This is a genomic window from Micromonospora sp. NPDC005172 (assembly GCF_040608555.1).
Taxonomy (GTDB): Bacteria; Actinomycetota; Actinomycetes; order Mycobacteriales; family Micromonosporaceae; genus Micromonospora.
The window spans coordinates 114,496-135,231 of the sequence record NZ_JBEXIL010000003.1; the positions used below are offsets into that span (position 1 = coordinate 114,496).

A 20,736-nucleotide genomic window follows, 5' to 3' on the forward strand; every position below is an offset into this window, starting at 1 on the left:
GCCCCGAATCGGCTGGTCTTCATGCGATTGAGCAGATGATTTCACTCGACCCGGGAGTCGCAAGCGCTGTTGCGACTCTCCATGTCGACTCGGACGGCATTGAGCAACTTGCTGCATACGCCACACTGAACGTGACTGGCGATGCGCCTACGGCGAATGAGCTCCGCGCGTCGTTAGCTGCGAAATTGCCCGAGTTTGCAGTACCCGATGTGGTCGTGCTGTTGGAGAAGATGCCACTCACACCCGCCGGTGACATTGATCGCACTCTGCTCCCCGAGCCGCGCCGGCATACGCCAGATCCTACGCGTTCAGCTCGCGCAGAGCTGGTGTGCGAATTAGTCGCCGCAGTCTTCGGCCTGCCCACCGTTAACCCAGCCGAGAACTTTTTTGACTTAGGCGGAAACTCTCTCCTGGTAAGCCGGTTGGTTACCCTTCTACGCTCGGTCGTGGAAGCAGAGATCAGCGTCCGCAACGTGCTGGCTGCCGAAACCATTGGCTCCCTCGTGGAACGCATCGACGCAGGATCAGCGCGAGCGCCGGAAATGGGGAACTTTAGTCCCTCAATAGGCGACAACCGTCAAGACTCTGCATGGCTGGTCGTGCCGGAAGAGCGGTCATGCCCTCGAGGCACTGCCCAGTACCTCAAAGGTCCGCTTGACCAGGCGGCGCTCCGCCAGGCGCTGACCGATCTGGTGGGCAGACACCAGGTTCTGCAGACGCTTCACAGAGAATCAGACGGCACGATCCACCTTGTGATCCGAGAAGGTGCGGAGGCGCTCGTGGATCTGCCAGTGATCAAAGCCTCGGCGTCTGGGCTGTCTGCATACCTTGATACCGAGGCGGTGCGCCGCTTTGATCGCCGTTCTGAACTGCCATTGCGTGCGGTGCTGTTCGCGCTGGGCCCGGAAGACCATGTTCTGCTACTTGCGGCGGATCGTAGTGCGTGCGACGAACATTCGATGCGGGTGCTGTGGCGCGATCTCAGCCATGCCTATACGGCTCGTTTGTCAAGCTATCCGCCGGTATGGGAGATCCTACCGGTGCAGTTTTCGGGATACTTGAGATGGCTGGAACAGTTCCTCGCCGCGGATTGCGGCGGCCGAAGTAACGCAGAACGCCAGATGGAGTATTGGCGGCAAGCGTTGAAAGACCTTCCAGAAGGGCTAGCGCTTCCGTTTGACCGACCAAGGCCACAGCGGCCGAGCCACCGTATGGGAAGGGTCACGCTGACGCTTCCAGATGGCCTGAATCTTCGCTTGCATTCTGTTGCCCGAAGGTACCATGCCACTGTTCGGATGGTTCTGCAGGCCGGTCTAGCTGCATTTCTTGCCCGCCTAGGCGCGGGATATGACCTGCCTATAGGCGCCGCCTCCGGCGGGCGACCAGACGCACGTTTGAATACTGTTGTGGGTTCGTTGTGTAATAGTTTGGTGCTGCGCGTCGACGCATTCGGCGATCCGAGCTTCGGTGAATTGATTGGCCGGGTACGAAAGACTGCACTGGCTGCGGATGCGCACCGGGAATTGCCGTTCGCACGAATCGCTGCGGAGCTCGGGCGCGAAAGCGTTAGTTTTGGACATCCCCTCTACCAAGTGTCGATAGAACTTGCGACAGGCCCAGCCGAATGGCTGAGACTTCCTGGCTTGTCAGTCGCGGAAAGTCAGATAGGCGCCGGGTTCGAACTCGATCTTTCTGTCACCTTCCACGAGTCTTTTGACTCCCCAGGCTCGCAAGGCAGCCTCACCGGATTGCTCAGCTACTCAGCTGACCTGTTCAACCACGATACGGCGGGCTGGATTGCTGATGGCCTAGTCCGGCTAATCGAGGCTGCGGTGGCAGGCCCGGAGCAGCCAATCAGCCGGTTGCCACATTTCCGATCCGGCACCGTCGGAGAGCGCCAAATCGAATCACACGCGAGCGTCGAGGAGTAGCCATGACCGGAGGATTACCTGACGTAGTGGTGGGTCGGGAAGAGGCTGCAGTCGGGGCTCAAGAACCGCTGGCCGCAGTGCACGAGCTCGTACGGGAGAGGGCTAGTACCCACCCCAACGCGGTAGCCCTCGACGGACTGTCCTATCAAGAGCTTGACTCATGGGGTGATCGGATCGCGTGGGGGCTGATGCAGAGCGGTGTTCGCCCCGGTACGCCCGTTGCCAGCCGGCAGCCGGCAGGGGCGGACAACGTTGCCTCCCTATTGGGGATCTTCAAAGCGGGATGCTACGTCGTACCGCTCAGCCAGACCGACCCGTTTGAGCGTTGTGTTGAGATATTGCGGGAAATCAAGCCGACCGGTCTGTTAGTGGAGCGCGGCGCCCCGGAAGACGAGCTGATTTCTTGGTACCGGACTGCCGCGTCTGGCCCGGTGCTGCAGGTGCTTGCTCGCGATGACGTCCGTCCGGAGTCTCCGTCGGCACTAGCCGCTTCCGACCATGCCATGGCAGGGCATCCGGAGCGCATTCTAGATGCCCCAGCCTACGTGGTGTACACCTCCGGAACGACTGGTAGGCCCAAAGGTATCGTTCAATCGCACCGTGGCCTAGTGCAATTGGTGCAGTGGCTGGGCGCCGAATTCAGAATGGGGCCCGATCGCCGGACTGCTCAGTGGTCGGCTACAAACTACGACGCCAGTCTTTGCGAAATCTTCGCCACGTTGGTGGCAGGAGGCACTTTGTGCCCGGTACCCGACAGCATCCGGTACGACGCGGGCCTCCTCCTAGACTGGCTGGCAACACAACAGGTAAACGTGCTCCAGACCGTGCCGAGCTTCGGTCGCGAGCTTCTGCACGCGATCGGTACGGGTGTACCAACGCTGGATCTGACGTCATTGGACCACATACTCTTCGCCGGTGAACCGCTCCCCGGTGACCTTGCAACAGGCATGGCCTCTGCGATACCCAGTGTGAGACTCGCAAATCTGTATGGAACAACCGAAATTATCCTAGCGACCTGGATGGAAGTGAGCGAGGGATGGGTGGGCACTGTTCCTGCCGGCTCGCCTATCCCGGGATGTTTGGTCCTGGTCCTAGACTCCGACGACCGCCCCTGCCCGGTTGGCGTCTCCGGTGAGATAGTCGTCTGCAGCCCGTTCCTGGCTCTCGGATACGTAGGTGACGCCCAGGAGTCTGACTCGGGTTTCGGGACGATGATGGTTTCCGTCGCAGACGGGTTAAAATCTGAGGTCCGCTGCTATCGAACGGGGGACCGCGGACATTGGCGCCCCGACGGCCTATTGGAGTTTGAGGGGCGGCGAGACCGACAGGTCAAGTTGCGCGGCGCCCGCGTAGAGCTCGCCGAAATCGAGGCCGCGTTGGTTAGCCACCCGTCCATCATCCAATGTGTTGTCGTGCCGTCCGATAGTGACGATGGATTGGTCCAGCAACTAGTCGCCTATGTCGTGCCCACATCGGGGACAGGCTCTCCGGAGATTTGGCGGGCCCATCTCCGGCGGCGGTTGAACGATCAGATGGTGCCGGACGTTTTCGTGACGTTGGAGACACTTCCACGCAACGCGGGTGGAAAAGTCGACGCGTCAAGACTTCCTGCCCCAGGCCAGGTGAGCCAGGCCGAGAGGAGCCGATCAGGCACGTCTTCCCGGTTGGGACACTTCCGATCATGGTCCGCCGGGCTCGCGCAGGTGTTAGACGAGAGCGGTGAACAAACGCGAAAGGATGAATAATCTCGACCGCTCAAAGACAGACGAGCGCTCGACGAGCGGCTCGGTACTGCACCACCTCACTGAGGAGAAGCTTTGCTGATACGGGGAGAAGGCCTTACCATCGACGACCTTTACGCGGTCGCCGTGAAGGGTGAAGCGGTCGAGCTTGACGCGGACCAGCTGAAAATGGTCGAGGACACATGCGAGCGGCTCCAGCGGTGGGGGGCTGAGGGGTATCCGATCTACGGCGTGACGACCGGGTTCGGCGAGATGGTGTCCATGAGTATCCCGGCGAAGTTCGAGACGACTCTGCAGGAGAACCTGCTGCGATCGCACGCAGCCGGCGGAGGTCCGCTCTTTGCCGACGAGGTGGTTCGCGCGATCCAGGTATCGCGGCTCAACTGTCTCATCAAGGGGTACTCGGGGATCGGACCGGATGCGCTGAAGCTGATGGGAGAGTTCCTCAACCGCGGCATTCATCCCATAGTGCCAGAAAAGGGCTCGCTCGGAGCCAGCGGTGACTTGGCGCCGTTGGCACACATGGCGTTGCCATTGATCGCGGCTGGCCGGGTTCGGTACCGCGGGCGCACTCGTATGTCGACCGAGGTCCTCTCCGAAGAAGGCCTTGCGCCGGTGCGCTTAGGGTACAAGGACGGATTGGCCCTAATCAACGGAACGTCCGGGATGACTGGTGTGGCCGCGTTGGCACTGGTGAAGGCCCGACGATTGCTTCGCCTCGCCTTATGGGCTTCAGCTACCTTTATTCAAGTCATGGGCGGGTCGACCCGGGCGTTTGAACATCGCGGACACGCCCTCAAGAATCACCAGGGGCAGAACTCGGTTGCCCAAGTTATCAGCGAACTGCTAGAGGGCAGCGAACTTACTCGTGAGCATGAAGACGTAATGCGGCTGATCAGGCAGGAGAGCGGTGACACTGGCGAAGTCATCCAGGTCCACGAATACCTGCAGAACGCCTACACGCTGAGGTGCGTTCCGCAGATTCTCGGTCCGGTGCTGGACACCATCACTTACTGCCGCCGTCTGGTGGAGGAGGAATTAAACTCCTGCAACGATAACCCGCTAATCTTCGAAACGCCCGAGACGATTTTCCATGGTGGACATTTCCATGGTCAATATGTCGCGATGGCTAGCGATTTTCTAAATATCGCAATCGCTGAAATCGGAGTGCTTGCCGAGCGGCAGCTAAATCGCATCCTCGATCCCCACTTGAACGCCTCGTACCCCGCCTTCCTCGCGCTTGGGGACGAGGGTTTGTATTCGGGCCTGCAGGGCTCGCAGTACCTGGCGACCAGCATAGCCTCGGAGAACCTGGACTTGGCCGCTCCGGCTTCAATCAAAACTATCCCGTCCAACGGTCAAAACCAGGACGTGGTCAGTATGGGTCTCATCGGTGCGCGGAAGTCTCTTCAGTTGCTCGAGAACGTAAACACCATCGTTTCTGTTCTGATTGCTGCGTGCTATCAGGCTGCGACCATTACAGGAATTCACCGTTTTAGTCCGCCGGTGCGGGGCCTGTTGGAGGAGTTGGCGGCCAAGGTGCCCGGATATCGGGATGACGACGGGATTGCTGCTGATTTCCTCTCGCGCATCCGAGAAACGTTGGATGACGATCGAGTTGAAGCGCTGTTACCCAAGATCGAGGTCGGTACCGAGGCTGCGGTATGACGGGCGGCCTGGGCTGCGGGTTAATAAGCGCCCAAGAGATGGAATTTAAATTTTGAACAGGGAATCAGCAGGATCGGGCAGCGATGTCGAACTGACTCGCGGGAGCGACGAGGAACGCTTTACAGCAGCCAGTCTGGCGCTGAAAGCCTCAGCGCGTGGCGAAGGCGTTCCCGGTGCCTCAGTTGCCGTTCTTATTGGGGATCAGTGGCGCGTGACGCACCACGGCGTTGACGACCTACGCACCGAACGCCCCCGTGACGAATCGTCCCGGCAGCATGTGACTTGCCTGACCAAGGTCCTGATCGCGTATGTTGCGATGATGCTCGTGGACAGAAAGATGATCTCCCTAGATGAGCCGCTTAACGCGTTCCTTCCAGATGCCGTGCGGCGACGAGATGGTCAAGTTGCACAAGTGACCTTGCGGCAGCTGCTGTCCCACACCAGCGGTATCGACGAGTCGTTCGAGGAATGGGCGCTCACCAAGGCTATAGACGCCGACACCGAGAAGCGGAGATTCGAAGAATATCCGCAGATTGCGGAGCCAGGCGAGATCTTCGTCTACTCCGACGCTGGCACTGCGATGGTTGCCCTTCTGATCGAACGGCTCCTTGGCCGATCGTGGCGCAAAGCCGTCAATGAAATGCTCCTGACCCCGTTGGGCATAACATGCATCCCAGAAATCGCCGATCTCGACGAACATTACGGGAGCACAATCGCCTCCGGCCACCTGTTAGACGAAACGTCGGATCAGTTTCAGCCAGTACCGGCTGAAACGCCGTCAGGGCTCGGTGACACGCTGGGCGAATACTCGACCTGCTTCACCATTGCAGACACCATGGCCCTGGCACAGTTTGCTCTGGATGATGGCGTTACACGCCAAGGCAAGCGGCTGCTATCGGTCGACCTGGCACAGCAGATGCGCGCGCGGCAGGTTAGCGTCCCCCGTCACCACTTGATTCATTCATGGGGGCTGGGCTGGTTCCACTTTGATGAAAAATCGTTCGGCTTTGAATCTGCCTGGAACGGTCATCAAAATTTCGTACAAATCTTCCCTGACGAGCGCGTAGTGCTCGTGGTGTCGGCGAACGTATACCCCTCTATCGTTGTCTATTACGACGTGCTACGTGCACTGAATATGAAGCCCTGGCGCGAGTCAGAAATCATGCCGGTCGACCCGGACCTGTGCGTCGGAACATATCTGTCAGACGGCTACCGGCTAGTGATCGCTCCGGGGCACAAGCATTTGCGATACCAATTCTTTCAGCGCGTCACCGAAGCCGAATGGCGCCAGATAGAGACGGGTGACCTCGTACCGTCCCAGTCCGGTGGATTCTCCGGCCGATCCGGAAACAAAATCCTCCGTGGCTCAATCAGCCCGATATGGTCAGGCGCCGAGCTGAGGCCAAAATTCTTTCGGTTTGCTCAGCGCGTGGTTAGGAGAAGCGACTAGGCCGAAGGGCGTCGAGAGAAATCACAAAGCTTGTGTGCGGTCGTTGCCGATTTCCGCTTCACCTCAGCGCCCGCGGCCCGTCTGACGAGCGAGCATGGAAAGGCCTGTTCGCGGCGGGGCAATTATCTTTCGCCGATGCCACCAGGAGGCAGGACGCCTCCGCTAGAGACGGGGTTGATATGCCGAGTACGGAACGTAAAGAGCTTGCCGCGGACATGGCAGCTGTCGCTGCGTTGCTCGAAGTGGCAGAACAGGTAGGAATCTCCGCCCTTCTCGATCGAGCCGAGCCTTTCGGAATCGACGACGTAATGATCACAGCCGACATCCCCCGGCCCGGGGCTGAAACTCTCCTGCAGGCGTTGGCAGCCTCCGGTCTGCTCATCGCATCCGAAAAGCCGGGCGAATTCTCCCCATGTCCCGACATGGCCGATCGCCGCTACGAGTCCGGCTATTTGGCGTGGGCGCTTAATGCCAACAGTCCTTTCATTGAGAATTCCACCGAGTTTCTTCGAGACCCTGCGTCAGCAGGAGCGCATCATCAACGAGATGGCAGGTCGGTGGCAGTTACGTCGAAGTGGATCGGCTCACAAGGCTTCTATCCGGCCGTCATAAAGGAGATCTATGCTCGGAATCCATCCCGTATAGTCGACCTAGGCGCAGGTGCCGGTGGTCTAGTTATCCACTTGTTGCAGATGCTCCCCGATGCGCGGGGGCTGACGCTCGATCTCAGTCATGCCGCCTGCGAGGAAGCAGAAAGTGCTGCTGTGCGGGCAGGTGTGCTCGGCCGAATGGAAATAGTCACTCGGTCCATCGAGTCCCTCGCAAGCGATCCGTCACCAATTCGTGGGGCAGAAGTGATCCACGCAGGATTTGTCATGCACGACATAGGCGCAAAACCGGACGTGCAAGACGCGGTCTTGAGAGCATGTTGGACGGCGATCGAGGACGGAGGAGCGCTCATGATCACGGACGCGGTGCCTTATGTGAGTGGACGTGACGAGCGTGCCTTCAGTGCGCTGTTCACCTATCTACACGCAGCGTCGATGGGGGTACGACTGCCCACCGAAGAACAATGGCGCATGGCTCTTCGGCGTGCCGGATTCAAAAAAGTCGAGTGTCAGACGTTGCCTATGCCAGGAAGTCGGTTGTTCATCGCAACGAAGTGAACTTACGCCGAGTGAAGAGATAGGCGTAATGTCTTGCAGAATGTTGAAGGCTGGCGGAGGGCCCGCTGCAAGGACTCCGCATTGGCGGCGCCGATCCTGTCCCGATAACCATCAGTTGTTATATCGCGAGGAGGTGACTAACACCCGTGAAAGCGGAGAACCGTCTGTCCGTGGCGGTCTTGGGCGCCGGACTCATCGGGGTCGATTTGGCGGCTAGAGTGGGGAGATCGGATGTTCTTGACTGCAAACTCGTTGTGGGTCGTGCCGATAATTCGCAAGGACTTCGACAGGCCCGCTCCCTGGGCATAGCGACGGCCGCAGAGGGAATCGATTCTCTCGTGGACTTCCGTGGTCCTCTAGACCTCGTTTTTGATGCTAGTAACGCGGTGTCCCATGCTGAGCACGCTGCCCGACTGGGCCCACTGGACATCATGGTTGTCGACCTCACGCCTAGCCGCGTCGGCCACATGATCGCTCCGACCGTTAATGGTGCCGACGTCTCGTCGCACCGAAACATCAGCATGGTCACCTGTGGCGGACAGGTAGCCATCCCTATTCTGTATCGTGTCGCTCAAGGTCACCAGGTGGACTACGTGGAAGTGGTGACTACCGCGGCAAGCCTGAGCGTGGGGCACTCTACCCGACTTAACCTAGACGAGTATATTTACACGACACAGGCGGCGATCCGGGCTTTTACCGGAATCGACACGGTCAAGGCAATGCTCAATTTAAGCCCAGCGCGGCCGCCCTCAACGTTTCGCGTGGCGATGTCACTAATCGGACCGAAGCTTACGGAGATCGCAATTCGCCGATCGGTGGACCTGGCCGTGCATGAAATCCAGACCTTCGCCTCAGGCGTTCGGCTAGCTGCCTTCTCCGTCGACGGCAATAGGACATTCATCTCAATCGAGGTAGCTGCCGTCGGTGGACGCATCCCTACGTATGCAGGCAACCTCGACATCATCAACTCAGCCGCGATCCGCGTCGCCGAGGGATACGCAGCGCTGCGGAATTCTATTGCTGGAGCGGAAGGGCCATGACTACAACGAATATGGAAGGTGTTCGCGGGTCGGGATCCGTCCGAATTTACGACTCGACGCTCCGTGATGGCCAGCACGCGGTTAGGCACAGTTTGAATGCACAGCAACTGCGGCGCTACGCCTCTGCGGCTGACACGGCCGGAGTGCCAACTGTCGAGATTGGCCACGGCAATGGACTCGGGGCTTCCTCCCTTCAAGCCGGGCGAGCAACGCTGACCGATGACGAGATGCTGTCAGCGGTGCGTGAGGCAATGCCGAAAAGTGAGATGGCCGTCTTCATGCTGCCCGGGTGGGGGACGGCGAATGATTTGACGATGGCGATTGGACATGGGGCTGACGTAGTGCGCCTGGGCATGCACTGCACAGAGGCCGACATCGCTGAGCGGCATCTAGGGTTCGTTCGCGATGCAGGGGTCAAAGCGCAAGCCGTCCTTCTCATGAGCCACATGGCTTCCCCGCAGCGGCTTGCTGACGAGTGCGCCAAGCTTGCAAAGTTCGGAGCCAACGCGGTGGGCATTCTGGATTCGTCCGGACATTACCTACCGCTCGATGTAATGGAACGGATCAAGACAATTTGCGAGGCGGTCGACGTTCCTGTTCTGTTCCATGGGCACAACAATCTCAGCATGGCACTCGCCAATTCGCTGGCAGCCATCCAATCAGGCGCACGGATAATCGATGCTTGCGCCCGAGGGTTTGGAGCTGGCGCAGGCAACGCGCAGTTGGAAGTACTGGTCCCTGTATTGAGCAGAATGGGATACGAGACTGGGATCGACTTGTACTCCCTGCTCGATGCGGCGGACCTTGCGGAGTCCGAGTTGATGACGGCTCCACCGAAGATTGACTCCGTTTCAGTCGTCAGCGGATTAGCCGGCGTATTTTCTGGCTTTAGACATCGAGTCCAAGACATTTCAAAAGAGTACGGGGTCGATTCGAGAGACATCTTCTTTGAGCTTGGCAGGAGACAAGTCGTGGCCGGACAGGAGGATCTCATTGTAGATGTGGCACTCGAGCTCCGCGGCATGCTCGGGAAAAATTCCGGTCGAGTTGCGCCGACCCAGTGAACGCGGAGAAACCGTTCGGCACAAGAGTTCAATGACGAGTGATAACTGTTGCCTTAACTGTGACTGGGAGGTTTGAATTGTATGAGTCTGTTAAGGCTATCTTGGTGAATGACCTTCAACTTTCTGAGATTGAGGTAACACCAAAAGCTAAGTGTGCGGATATTGGGCTTGACTCGCTCGCGGTGACCGAGTTGGCTGCCGTGCTCTGGACCCGGCTCAAAGTGGAGGTGGCCGACTACGAGCTCCTGGATGCGGCAACTGTTGAGGATGTTGTGAGATTGATTGAGGGTCGAACCAAATAGACGTTCCGCGGGTAATAGCACCATGGTCAGGTGTTAATGCTCGCGGTTATACCTTTTGAGTGGATGACAATGCTCTTTTCTCGCCTGTCAGCGCTAGGTCTCTCTGGTGGTTGAAAGATCAGCGGGTCGTCACGTTGTTGTCGCTCCTGGGATGTGTAGCGGCGGGTCACTGATTTTCGGGACGATTGGTGATTGGACCTGGGAGGCGGTGGCTGCAGCATGTAAGCTTAACGTCTTCAATGCGCGCAATTCGGTAGGGAACCCAGCATACCTCTCGTTTTATTATTATCGCGTCCGAGGTGGAGGCGTTGTTCACCCACACGGTCTTTCTTTTGGCGATGAACTACAAGTTTCGTCTAGGGTATTTGGACTCGGAGTGAGTTCTGTTTTGACCCTGCATCGACTGGCGCCCGCATGGCTGGACGTTGCCGAGACACCCTTTGAGCCGACCGAGTTCTACGATGCGCCTCATCCTGATTGCATGTACGTGGAGAATCTGAACCGCTGGGTTTCGCGATCCGAATCGGACAGTAACAGGCATCTCTATGAGGCTGCCCCGATGGAATTCTCGAATTCGCAGCTTCCAAAGATCCCAAATCAGTATTCGCCCCGCTCTGCCTTGGGACACGCGCGTGAGTACGGTAGCTTCTACGCCTCCGATGCGCCTAACTTGACGGCTGTCGGCGGAACTTTCACCACGACCTATCAGTTGAATATTGTTCGCGATTTTAATGGCGCTGGACTCTTGTACTTTGCGTCCTACTTCTCAATCTTTGATGGTGCTCTATTGGAGCTGTGGCGCTCGATGGGGCGCAGTGATAGGCAGTTTCTGGAGCGCAAGCTACTTGATCAGAGAGTCGGCTTTTTTGGCAATGCCGATTCACGTACCGAGGTCCGGATTAGCATCCGGCTTTGGCGCGACATTCGGAGACCTGCGGTCGAACTTGCTGACATGGCCATGCATGATTTAAAGACCGGCCGTCTGCTCGCGGTATCCGCTACCGATCTGGCAATCATTGGTTAGCCATCCTCACTCCAAGTGAGCGCGGCCGTGCCATGGCGCGTCGGAAGCCGAAGGCGTGAATGTCGACGGTCACAGCGTGTACGCCGTATACGCGGTTGTCTGTGGGGTCTCAGAGCATGTGGCCTGTCGCACGATCAGTTCGACGTGCGCCGGCCGGGGCTAAATTGGGTCCGGATCTGATAGTGATGACTAATTCCTGGGGAAACCATGAGCATTCTACTTATACACAGTGCGAACGTGAGCCGGCGCGGTCATCTTCTGCGGATGGCCAAGTATGCGAAAGATCGCCAAGAGCGTTTCATCCTCATCATGGCCAATCCGACCTGGGAGCAAGGGCTTGTCGACCGGGCCCTCGACGTGAACACTGCGAACCTCGACGAGGTGGTTGCGGCAGTGCGCGAGCTTGCAAGTTCTGAGCGTGACCATATTCGTGCAGTACTGACGTTTTCAGAGCACAGTGTAACGGCGGCCGCTGCGGCCGCTGCCGAACTCGGCCTGTTGTTTGTGAGTCAACAGAGCGCTCGTCTCGCTCGCGACAAGTATGCAATGCGTCGGGCGTTCGAGAACGAAGGACTTGTTCAACCTCTGTACGGCTTGGCTCGCAATATAGCCGAAGCCCGGCAGCAGGCAGAGCGCATAGGATTCCCCCTCGTCTTAAAGCCATTGATCGGTGGCGGGAGTCAGCATGTGCGCCGCATCGACAGTATTTCGGAACTGGACACCCACTTCGAATCATGTCGCATTGAATCCTGGGCTGACCTTTCATACGACCCACTCTGTGGCAGGACTATGACAAACTACGAGGCTGCCCTTCTACTCGAGGGGTTCATACCCGGCCGGGAGGTCAGCGTGGAGTCAATCGTTGACGGCGATAATACAAACGTTGTAGCGGTTCACGATAAACCGTTGCCGCAGGCTGGGCCGTTTTTTGAGGAGTATTTCTACAGCACGCCGTCTCAGCTTTCCCAAGTTGTGATAGATGGCGTCAAGGCATCCACGGCAAGTGCTCACCGGGCCTTGGGGATCACGATTGGTGCAACCCACACGGAATTCCGAATCCTGCCGGACGGCACGCCGGTCATACTCGAGGCAGCCGCTAGGCTAGGGGGTGGGCCTCTCTTTGAATCTGTCCTGCTCAGTACGGGTGTTGACATGATCGCCGCTGCTCTCGATCTTGCCATGGGTGATAAACCGGAACTGACGATGCGCCGACTGCCGACCCCGGCTGGCTTTTGTCAATTCTTCGCGAAAAAGCCGGGGCAGGTTAAGGGGATCCAGGGAGTTACTGAGGCGTTAGAAATTCCGGGCGTGCGGGACGTCGCAATCTATTGCGAGTCCGGCGACGATGTAGGTGTGCCTCCGTATGTGATGCAGGGATACGGCCATGCTGTATTTTCCGCGACAACCTTCGAGGAGTTGACGGCCGTCTTCAACTCTCTTCAGCAGCTCATTCAAGTCGAGGTTGACTGACGTGTCCTCTCGTTAGCTCACTTTATTTTCTGATCGCCGTTTCGAATTAAGCCGGTTCGTAGCGTTGTAAGCCCTTGGTGGCGCTCACAATGGTGGTGCGTTGCCGGGGCATCAGCGGGGTTGGCGAGAATTTGCCGCGCTTGATGGAGGCTAAGTTGCATTCTCCGACAGGGTGAATCTTGGGAGGTACTGCTCGCGGTCTTCTCTCGGTATCACAGGTGGTTCCTGCGCCAAAGATGTTGAACGATTTGCGTTCGTGACGCCCGGGCTTAAGTGGAAATGTCTGCGATGTTGCCACCCTGTTGCTTGGTAAGCGTGCCTTAATGGGTCGGTGGGAGGGGGCGGCTCTAATTGATCGTGGGTGCGTCCGGGAGATTGTGCGAGGCGCAACCGAATTGGCCGGATGGGATTGGAGACGGCTTGAACCTTCACGCGTAGTGGGTTGCGGTTACTGGAGTATTGCGGCTTCATGTTCATGGGTTCGTCGATTGGACTAGCTCGCCACCGAGGATCGAACGTGCGAGGCGGATGTTCGGTTGATTGCTTCTGGCAGTCTAGTTGGCGCGACCTCGAACCTGACAGTCAGTGACATCTCGTCATCACTTCGTTTGCGTCGTTGGATCTCAAAACTAGCTTCGGGATGGGAATCCGCCCTGACTCGACCGTCCTTAATGCCGGGAATCTGCTTACCTGCGTCAATTGAGGGATGTCCGCACGCTGCGGAGCTTCCGGCTGGCTCCATCGTGGCGATAATTCCGGTACCGTCCCGCTATCGTCCTGCACCGTTTGAGTGACGAGCCATCGCCTTGAGTTCCGTCATCGTGGGGTGTGCGGTCGGGTCCGATATCGCGGAAGGGGTGTCCGTGGCGAAAACTAGGCAGCCCAGGGTGGTGCTGGCTTGGGCCGACGTCGCTGCAGCGGCAGAAGATCTTGATGAAGACCTCCGCGGCCTCCTGCGAGCTCTGGTCGATGACCATCTCCTAGATCTGGGTGCGCAGGAGACTCCTGGCCCGCCAGGACCGTGGTTTCTGCGGAGCCTGGAACTTAGGGGACACGTCGGAGTTGGAGAGGTGCCTCTCGTTCTGAAGTTCCCGCCCGCGGCCGGGATTGTCGTGATTTCGGCTCGGAACGGCACCGGTAAAACGAGCGCTGCAGATGGACTCCGGCACGTGCTTAGCGGAGGTGTCTCTCGAAAGTACGAACTTGCCGAGGCGAATTTGCACTTCAGTGACCGTCTGATCAAGGCGGTCGTAAGCAATGGTCCGGACGATGTGACGATCGGCTGTCGTGGCAGCGAGAACGTCCGGTGGCAGATGCCCGACGGCACCGACCAGCCAGTGCCCCGAGACTGGAACGCCGCGTACGCCCAGTTCAACCCGGTGCTGCTCTATCCGGAGATCTCTCCGGTCATCGACAAGCCGGGCCTGCTGCACGAGTTCTTGAAGGGCGGCTTGCCGCTCGACGTGCTGACGGTGCTGTTGGAGTTGGTGGACGAGGTACGAACAGCTGGCCGCGCTGCACAAGTACGAGTCAAGGACGCCTACAACGCGACCCTCGCCCTAACCGAGGGACTCGCGGCAGCCAAGACCCTAGTTGACCTGGCGAAGTTGCATGGTTCGTTGCCGGCACCTGACCAGATCCTCAATCTGAGGTCACTCGCGGCTGCGCTGCCGCGGAGCCAAGCACCGCGCTCGCATCTACCTCGCGAGTGGGTAGTTGACGCTGACGCTGTTGAGCGACTTAGTGGTGCGATCCGCGAGCTCCAGGCTGCGCGGGTTGCGGTAGTGCCCGGTGCTGAGGCGGTACAGGCCGCACTTGCGGGCCTGGTGCACGGCGAAGGCAAGCATCTTGAGGACCTGCGGGCTGGCGATGTCTGTCCTGTCTGTGGCACTCACGCCGCGAGCTGGTTCGAGACTGCCCGCACTGCGGCCGACCGTCTTAAGCTTGAGCTTCAAGCGCTCCGCGAGGCAGAAGGCATCGTACGAGCTCAGTGGCGGCAGTTCTACGCGACCGCATTTCCTAGCCCTCTTGCAGCCGATGCCAGGAAGATGCTTCAGCAGGATTTCCCGAATGAGATCGGCGGGCTGATCAATCGGTGGGACCAACTGGCCTCCCAGGTCGCCACCGTTCAGGCGGAGACCTTGAGCACCGAAGCCCTCACAGCGTTTGCGGTTGAGTCAGCGCTGATCGCCGCTTGGTACGCCGAGGCGAAGGCTAAGGTGATCGCAAACCACGAAGAGTCCGCCGATGAATGGGCTCGGGTTCGTCAGCAGATCGACCAATGGCTTCGGATAGTCGAGCAAGACCGCGTTAGCTATGCCCGCGGATTGCACGCCGAAAGATTGGGCAAGGTCGTCGAGCAGTGGACAAGGGATACACGCAGTGCGCTCTTCGATCCAATCTCGGCGCGGGTAGTTGAGTACTGGGCCGAGTTGAATAATGACAGCGACCTGCAGGTGACGCAGGTGAAGCTAAGTGGCGGGATCCGTCAGGCCCGCAAGGTGGCGATAAGTCTTGCTTTCGGTGATACTAAAGTTGCACCAGGGCCAGATGCCCCGAAGGTCTTGAGCACAGGCCAGCGGAACGCGCTGACACTCGCGACGTACCTTCCGCGTGCGACGCAGCCGGATAGTCCTTTTAGGTTCCTCGTGCTCGACGACCCAATCCACGCTTTCGATGGAGATCGAGTCAGATACCTAGCCCGAGTGCTTGGGACGCTCTCGAAGTCGTACCAGATTATCGTTCTCACCCATGACGAGCGACTGTGGCACGAACTCCGGGCGCTCGGCGAGCACCCGCTCCACATCCGGCTCACCCGTCCTCCAGGCAGCTCGTCGACGGTCCAGGTCAAGGACGTTACCTACCCTGGTATGGGGCTCCTAGAGGACCTGGAGCGGGTGCTCGGCGCCGAGGCCAACAAGCCCCTCGGCACCGAAGCCGCCCAGGTCATCATGATCCTTACGATGTGCAGACAGGCGCTTGATACTGAGGTCGGGACGCAGGTCGAGATTCTTGGGCGAAGGTCGGGGCTTTCTTCGGAGCGGATAGCTGCTGACCGTGAGCAGGCCGGCGATACTCGTAGCCAGCTTGTACTGCTTAATAACTACGCCGCAAAGGTCGGCCTGTCTCCGTTGGTTCTTGATCAGTACGAGTCAACAATCTCTGCTCTGAATAGGGCCGCGCATGGTGGGGCGCCAAGTGCACCTAAAGCTTCTCAGCGGCGCACTTGGATTAACGATACGCGCAAGATGTTGAAAATCATCCGACGGATGGATGTGGGCTCCTAGTGGCTGGAGTCCGATGGCCGATTGCGGCCATAGGTGATCTTGTGGCGGCCTACGAAGCATGGCCAAGTCCTGCTCACGACAAGACTCTGCTGCGTGCACTAATTTTGCGCGTGCAGATTGAGCAGGTTGTAGCTTCCCTCCCGCCTAGCGTAATCGCGGCTCCGCCGGATATCGATAGCGTGGAGCGTCGTCTCATGCTGGCGGTGGGAGAACCAGGGCTTGACCGGAACGACCGGGAGCGGCGCCTTCGAGTCGTCCGTAGTGGCGTAACCAGTTACAAGCAGATCTGCGACGTGCTCCACGGCCGGAATCCAGGCCAACACGTATCTCCACAGCAACTGGAGCTTTGGTCTGCAGCAGCCCGAGACCTGGTCGATGAGTTCGTAAAGGACTGACCGGCCGAGGCTAACGTGTGTGGAAGCTATGTTAAGTCAATGTCAGGGGGCAAACTCGGAACTGCAAGGCCCATAGTCTCCAGCCAAAGCCGGTGACCCCTTAGCATATCGATTGCCCTTGCGAGATCGTTCGCCAGCATGTCTGTGCGAAGTTGGCGCGTCCGTCGCATCTCATCCTCCTGTTCGGGGATTGAAGGCTCGGCCATTCGCTTCAGTTCGGCTACTGTGTCGTCTCGAATAAGCCTGTATCTGCGCACTAGAGCGTCATGTCGTTGATACGCCGTGACTAAATCATGGGCCGACTCCCATTCTCTAGACGCTGTCCTGTAGTCCGTCTCATCGTCGACGCCCACCATGCCAGGTCCTGGGCGTGACTCGCCCACGAACCACTTGGCTGCATTCCATGTAGTGGTGGCTTGTTGCGGAGCTACTCGAGTAGCTGCTTCCTTGCCGACTGGATAGATCAGGAGAGCTGGCGGCACATTCAGGGCCATTGCTAGTACTATGAGTTCCGGCACGGTTACGCTGACTCGCCGGCCAGTCTCGACGTTGGCGATGATGTTTCGAGGGATGGGGTGCCCTACTGCCGTACAGCGGTCCGATAGCTGCTGGGCGCTGAGGCCGCGAGCCTTTCGCCAATCACGGATCTGCGAGGCTATGGTCTGATTGGTTTGTGCGCTCCAGGACTCACTCTCATCTTCATGGAGACCATGAATGCGTGGAGTGACTGCCTCAAAACTGTCCGTATTGTAGTGCGCCGCACCGAGGGGTTGGTGTGTCACGTTGACACAGTAATCGGTTCGGGGTAGTGGATCAACGCAAGAAGTGCGCAGAAATCCTCGAAACCGTTCCACGGTGACGCGAGACGGAGTTGCGCCCGACTTCTGCGGGGTGGAATGATCGGCTGAGGATCCGTGCAGCGGTTCCCGTTTATCTGTTCCGAGGAGGTGGGCCCAGCACGAAGTGGGGCTTGACCAGGAGTTTTCCGGATTCGCCGGTGCCTGGAGGGCTCCGACTGTAGTGCCCGGCGTCCCGCCGGCGTGGACGACCTCGGGTGGCAGATGGTCGATCGCGAAGGGGTGCAGCGGGCCTGGCTGCTCTCAGGCAGCAGTAGAGCGCGAGAAAAACGCGGTGGCGCAGCAGTAAGCTTGCTTACCACCGCGCCACCACCAACAAGATCTAAACCCGTCAGGATCAACTTTTCCACGAGCGGTCCTGCGGGTCCAGACAAGCCCGTTCTACCGGGCATACATGCGAGCGGTTGTCCTCGGTGCACTTCTGCGCACCGGGGCCACCGTGGTGCATGTGTGCACCACCGTACAGCAGTACGCGCGTCCTATGCCACCTTCGAGCGGCTGACCAGGGGCTCGTACGAATGCTGTCGGCCTCGGTAGAGCGGGCAGACAAGGAGTCTGTCCATGACCGTGAACCGAGCCGATGACCAGCAGGTTGCCGAGAATCAGGCAACGCTGCCGCAACCTGTCACGAACGACCTGAACTCGGTCTCCGATCCCGTCTACCTGTGGGGCCGGGCAGCTGCCGAAGACAGCGAGTGCTGGGCCGAGTTCTTCAAGGCCGACCAGGCGTGCTGCGAGCACAACTGGCCGCCGCTGGATGAGGATGACACTCGGTGCTTGATGTGCGGCCTCGACTACTGTGATTGGTCTGTCGACGACTAAAGGCGAGATCAACCGGTGGCCGGCGTGCTCCTGCATGCCGGCCACCCCTTTTGCCCGGCGATCGGTCGAGGTCTACGTGTCGGCAAAGGACACTGAGCCCTGGCCCCACGGCAGCTCAGTCGGCCGCCGGGAAGGCCCGTGGTTGGACTGCCGTCAGTTGGTCACGTTCTCGCCCTGCTCTGCAGCAGTCCTCGAGATGTTTCTCCTGTCGAGGGGTGGTGACGACTGCCCACTGGCTTGGCGGGGGCATTCGCTTCTCCCCCCATCGATCAACACGCTGAGTAGCACCTGAATTTGCCCTGCGCCGCCGCCCGCCCGCCGCAACTGCTGCTGTTAAGTGCATCTATGACCCAAGCCCTCGCTCGCACGTCGACTTGAGGCACGCCCTCCCGGGTCGTTGCCGATCTGGGCGACTTGCCGAGGTTGCCCGACGTAGGCGATCACCTGAACGCTCCCGGCGATCTCTGCGTTTCGCGGTGCGGCTGACCGGTGCGCTCCCGACGTCTAGGCGGCTCGCGCGGCGAGGTTCGGGGCCTTCCTCTGCTTCCCGCGCTCCCAGGTGGACACGCGGGAAGCCCGCGCCTGGCTCGCGAGTCCCTTAGAGACAGTTCCATCGGCGGTAGCGGGCGACATGAAGCCCATCGCATACGCCGTCGCCGCGATGAGGGTGGTCAAGCATGGACTGGGCTTCGTCAGCCCCGTCAGGCCAAGGCGGGCTATGAGTTAACGAGGTCGTCGATCACCCTCGTGACGACCCTCAACCCGTCTCGCTCGAACCCCTCAGGCAGCAGTTGCAGCGTGTGCGGGATGGCTTTGCGGCCCTTGCTGTAGTCGTCGAACGTTCCGTCGTCCCGACGGCCATCGTCCGGGGTCACCGCGTTCAGGCCGAACCGGGTGAACCAGTGGTGTCTCTCGTAGATGTCCGGGCCGATGGCCATGTGTCGGAGCCGGACCCACGCATTGACCCTGAAACCTTCTGGCGGCGCCCCTTTGTGATACCGGCACAGCATCAGCAGGTACCGGAGGTCGCGGTCCTCCAGGGCGTGAATCCAGCCGTGGGTGAACAGGCCGAGGGGCAGCGTGAAGAATTCGTCCTTCTTCTTGGCCGGCACGGTGTACAGGTCGTTGGGGCCGCTGACCCGCTTGCCGCCTTCATCGTTGAGCAGGAAACCTTCGTGCTTCCTCTTCTGGGCATCGGGGTTCGGCACCTGTAACAGGTCCTGAGTCCGCATGAGCTCCAAGGCGCTGAACAGGTGCCGAGCCTTCTTTGCAGGGACGCTCATGACCGTCTTGCCTCCCAAAGCGGGCTTCGCGTCGGTAGCCAGTAGGTCCGCCCAGGCAATCTCATTGCGCCTGCCGTGTAGTGGGCGCGGGTTGTCGGGACGCCTCCCGGGCCGCGTCCGCGTCTGAGCCTCGAACAGCGCGATGAGCATGAGCTTCAGCGCGGCACCTCGCGGGGTGACCAGCCTGCCCGCGGGCGGCCAGAACTCCTTCGGTGGCAGCTTGCGATCAGACGAGTCCTCGGGGGCGGGTTCAGGGCTGAATGCGAACGTCTCGCGGACGCGCACCTCCCCCTTCGCCACTGGGCTGTTAGGAACGCTGCGCTCGGCGAGCGCAGCAAGGTTCGCGATAGCCGTCTTGTAGGACTCCTCGGCATCTTCGAGGCGTCGTAGCCGGACCTTCAGGAGCTTGCGTTCCGCGGGAGGCAGCGGATTGGGGTCGACCGGTTCACTCGTTGCCATGGGTTGATCAGCCCTAGCGGCTCAGACGCCAGAAGTTTAGGCGTTATGTGCTGAACGTTTTGATCCGTCTGAAGCGTCACCTTGGATTTCCATATGAGGATGCGTAGATCAGGCGGATCAGAACGTGTTGACCATCGTACCTGATCCACTTGGCGAACCCCCCCATCGACGCTTTTATGGACATCAGACGGGCGATGACAGCCCGAGCGCGGCGGGATCCCGCAGCCAGTGGGCCCGACCCGCCGCAACCCGCACCGCGACCACCGTCCGCCCTACGGCGGACGGCCCCCGGGTGGCACCCCGGAGGCCGCTGGTGCGGATCAGCCCCGAGCGTTCGAGCAAGGAGAGTTCCGCGTGTCCACACTACGTCCATCCGACCAGCAGATCACCCCGCCAGCGCCGTCCGAGCCGCCCAGGCTGCCGCTCAGGTGGGCCATCATCGCGATGGTCGCTGCCGCCGCTGCCGCAGCTGCCCACTCTGCAGGCGGCCCGGTCGCGGCGATCACCACGGGCATCGCGATGATCGTCGCCGGTCATCAGGTCCTCGACTAATACTGCGCGGCAACAGGCGCGCGCCGAGTTCGGCTCGTGTTCGTTGGCCTGCCTGTGGCGGACGTTGATGTTGCCTGGCGGCACGGGAGCAGGCGGCTCATCACCGTGCCGGCCCAAGCGTGGTGCCGGCTGCCGCCCCGGCACCAACATCAAGCCTGAGCCTGCCACTGCCGGCGACACGACTAACCCTGACCAGCTGCCGTTGTACTAGGCGTGAGCCGTAG

The 20,736-nt window shown here is 59.7% G+C and carries 15 protein-coding genes; 13 read left to right on the forward strand and 2 right to left on the reverse strand.

What is annotated here, in order from left to right:
* The first annotated feature begins 35 nt into the window (after positions 1–35).
* The 11 genes from ABZV06_RS03230 to ABZV06_RS03280 all read left to right on the forward strand — a co-directional run bounded on the left by ABZV06_RS03230 (position 36) and on the right by ABZV06_RS03280 (position 16,144).
* The gene (locus ABZV06_RS03230) at positions 36–1,931 is read left to right on the forward strand and encodes a condensation domain-containing protein (RefSeq protein ID WP_355618193.1); all 1,896 of its coding nucleotides are present in this window, start codon (positions 36–38) and stop codon (positions 1,929–1,931) included.
* Positions 1,932–1,933: 2 nt separating this feature from the next.
* Positions 1,934–3,676 carry an amino acid adenylation domain-containing protein gene (locus tag ABZV06_RS03235; RefSeq protein ID WP_355618196.1) on the forward strand — a complete coding sequence of 581 codons (1,743 nt, stop codon included), beginning with the start codon at positions 1,934–1,936 and terminating at the stop codon, positions 3,674–3,676.
* Between the two features lie 72 nt (positions 3,677–3,748).
* Positions 3,749–5,341 carry a tyrosine 2,3-aminomutase gene (gene cmdF / locus ABZV06_RS03240; RefSeq protein WP_355618199.1) on the forward strand — a complete coding sequence of 531 codons (1,593 nt, stop codon included), beginning with the start codon at positions 3,749–3,751 and terminating at the stop codon, positions 5,339–5,341.
* 52 nt (positions 5,342–5,393) lie between these two features.
* A complete protein-coding gene (locus ABZV06_RS03245) occupies positions 5,394–6,791 on the forward strand; it encodes a serine hydrolase domain-containing protein (protein ID WP_355618202.1) in 1,398 nt (465 codons plus the stop codon).
* Between the two features lie 179 nt (positions 6,792–6,970).
* The gene (locus tag ABZV06_RS03250) at positions 6,971–7,957 is read left to right on the forward strand and encodes a class I SAM-dependent methyltransferase (protein ID WP_355618205.1); all 987 of its coding nucleotides are present in this window, start codon (positions 6,971–6,973) and stop codon (positions 7,955–7,957) included.
* A 146-nt stretch (positions 7,958–8,103) separates the two neighbouring features.
* Positions 8,104–8,997: an acetaldehyde dehydrogenase (acetylating) gene (locus tag ABZV06_RS03255; protein WP_355618208.1), complete on the forward strand. Its 894-nt coding sequence runs from the start codon at positions 8,104–8,106 to the stop codon at positions 8,995–8,997.
* Between the two features lie 11 nt (positions 8,998–9,008).
* The gene (gene dmpG / locus ABZV06_RS03260; protein WP_355618405.1) at positions 9,009–10,061 is read left to right on the forward strand and encodes a 4-hydroxy-2-oxovalerate aldolase; all 1,053 of its coding nucleotides are present in this window, start codon (positions 9,009–9,011) and stop codon (positions 10,059–10,061) included.
* A 59-nt stretch (positions 10,062–10,120) separates the two neighbouring features.
* Entirely contained in the window at positions 10,121–10,363 is a 243-nt protein-coding gene (locus tag ABZV06_RS03265) for a phosphopantetheine-binding protein (RefSeq protein ID WP_355618408.1), read from the forward strand.
* A 106-nt stretch (positions 10,364–10,469) separates the two neighbouring features.
* Positions 10,470–11,387 carry an LnmK family bifunctional acyltransferase/decarboxylase gene (locus tag ABZV06_RS03270; protein WP_355618211.1) on the forward strand — a complete coding sequence of 306 codons (918 nt, stop codon included), beginning with the start codon at positions 10,470–10,472 and terminating at the stop codon, positions 11,385–11,387.
* Positions 11,388–11,651: 264 nt separating this feature from the next.
* A complete protein-coding gene (locus ABZV06_RS03275) occupies positions 11,652–12,857 on the forward strand; it encodes an ATP-grasp domain-containing protein (RefSeq protein WP_355618214.1) in 1,206 nt (401 codons plus the stop codon).
* Positions 12,858–13,663: 806 nt separating this feature from the next.
* Entirely contained in the window at positions 13,664–16,144 is a 2,481-nt protein-coding gene (locus ABZV06_RS03280) for a hypothetical protein (RefSeq protein WP_355618217.1), read from the forward strand.
* Positions 16,145–16,565: 421 nt separating this feature from the next.
* Here the strand turns inward: ABZV06_RS03280 and ABZV06_RS03285 are convergent, their stop codons facing one another.
* A complete protein-coding gene (locus ABZV06_RS03285) occupies positions 16,566–17,393 on the reverse strand; it encodes a helix-turn-helix transcriptional regulator (protein ID WP_355618220.1) in 828 nt (275 codons plus the stop codon).
* 564 nt (positions 17,394–17,957) lie between these two features.
* Between ABZV06_RS03285 and ABZV06_RS03290 the strand changes: the two genes are divergently transcribed.
* Positions 17,958–18,218, forward strand: a complete 261-nt coding sequence (locus ABZV06_RS03290; RefSeq protein WP_355618223.1) for a hypothetical protein — start codon at positions 17,958–17,960, stop codon at positions 18,216–18,218.
* Between the two features lie 716 nt (positions 18,219–18,934).
* Here ABZV06_RS03290 and ABZV06_RS03295 read toward each other — a convergent pair.
* Positions 18,935–19,960: a hypothetical protein gene (locus tag ABZV06_RS03295; RefSeq protein ID WP_355618226.1), complete on the reverse strand. Its 1,026-nt coding sequence runs from the start codon at positions 19,958–19,960 to the stop codon at positions 18,935–18,937.
* 354 nt (positions 19,961–20,314) lie between these two features.
* Here ABZV06_RS03295 and ABZV06_RS03300 point away from each other — a divergent pair, with 354 nt between their 5' ends.
* Positions 20,315–20,512, forward strand: coding sequence for a hypothetical protein (locus ABZV06_RS03300; RefSeq protein WP_355618229.1), 198 nt, complete (start codon positions 20,315–20,317; stop codon positions 20,510–20,512).
* Positions 20,513–20,736: the final 224 nt, after the last annotated feature.

Excerpts from the sequence above, each read along its gene's own strand:
- ABZV06_RS03295 (WP_355618226.1), bottom strand. The coding sequence starts at position 19,960 with ATGGCAACGAGTGAACCGGTCGACCCCAATCCGCTGCCTCCCGCGGAA.
- ABZV06_RS03250 (WP_355618205.1), top strand. The coding sequence starts at position 6,971 with ATGCCGAGTACGGAACGTAAAGAGCTTGCCGCGGACATGGCAGCTGTC.
- dmpG (WP_355618405.1), top strand. The coding sequence starts at position 9,009 with ATGGAAGGTGTTCGCGGGTCGGGATCCGTCCGAATTTACGACTCGACG.
- ABZV06_RS03290 (WP_355618223.1), top strand. The coding sequence starts at position 17,958 with ATGACCGTGAACCGAGCCGATGACCAGCAGGTTGCCGAGAATCAGGCA.
- ABZV06_RS03275 (WP_355618214.1), top strand. The coding sequence starts at position 11,652 with ATGGCCAAGTATGCGAAAGATCGCCAAGAGCGTTTCATCCTCATCATG.
- ABZV06_RS03230 (WP_355618193.1), top strand. The coding sequence starts at position 36 with ATGATTTCACTCGACCCGGGAGTCGCAAGCGCTGTTGCGACTCTCCAT.
- ABZV06_RS03235 (WP_355618196.1), top strand. The coding sequence starts at position 1,934 with ATGACCGGAGGATTACCTGACGTAGTGGTGGGTCGGGAAGAGGCTGCA.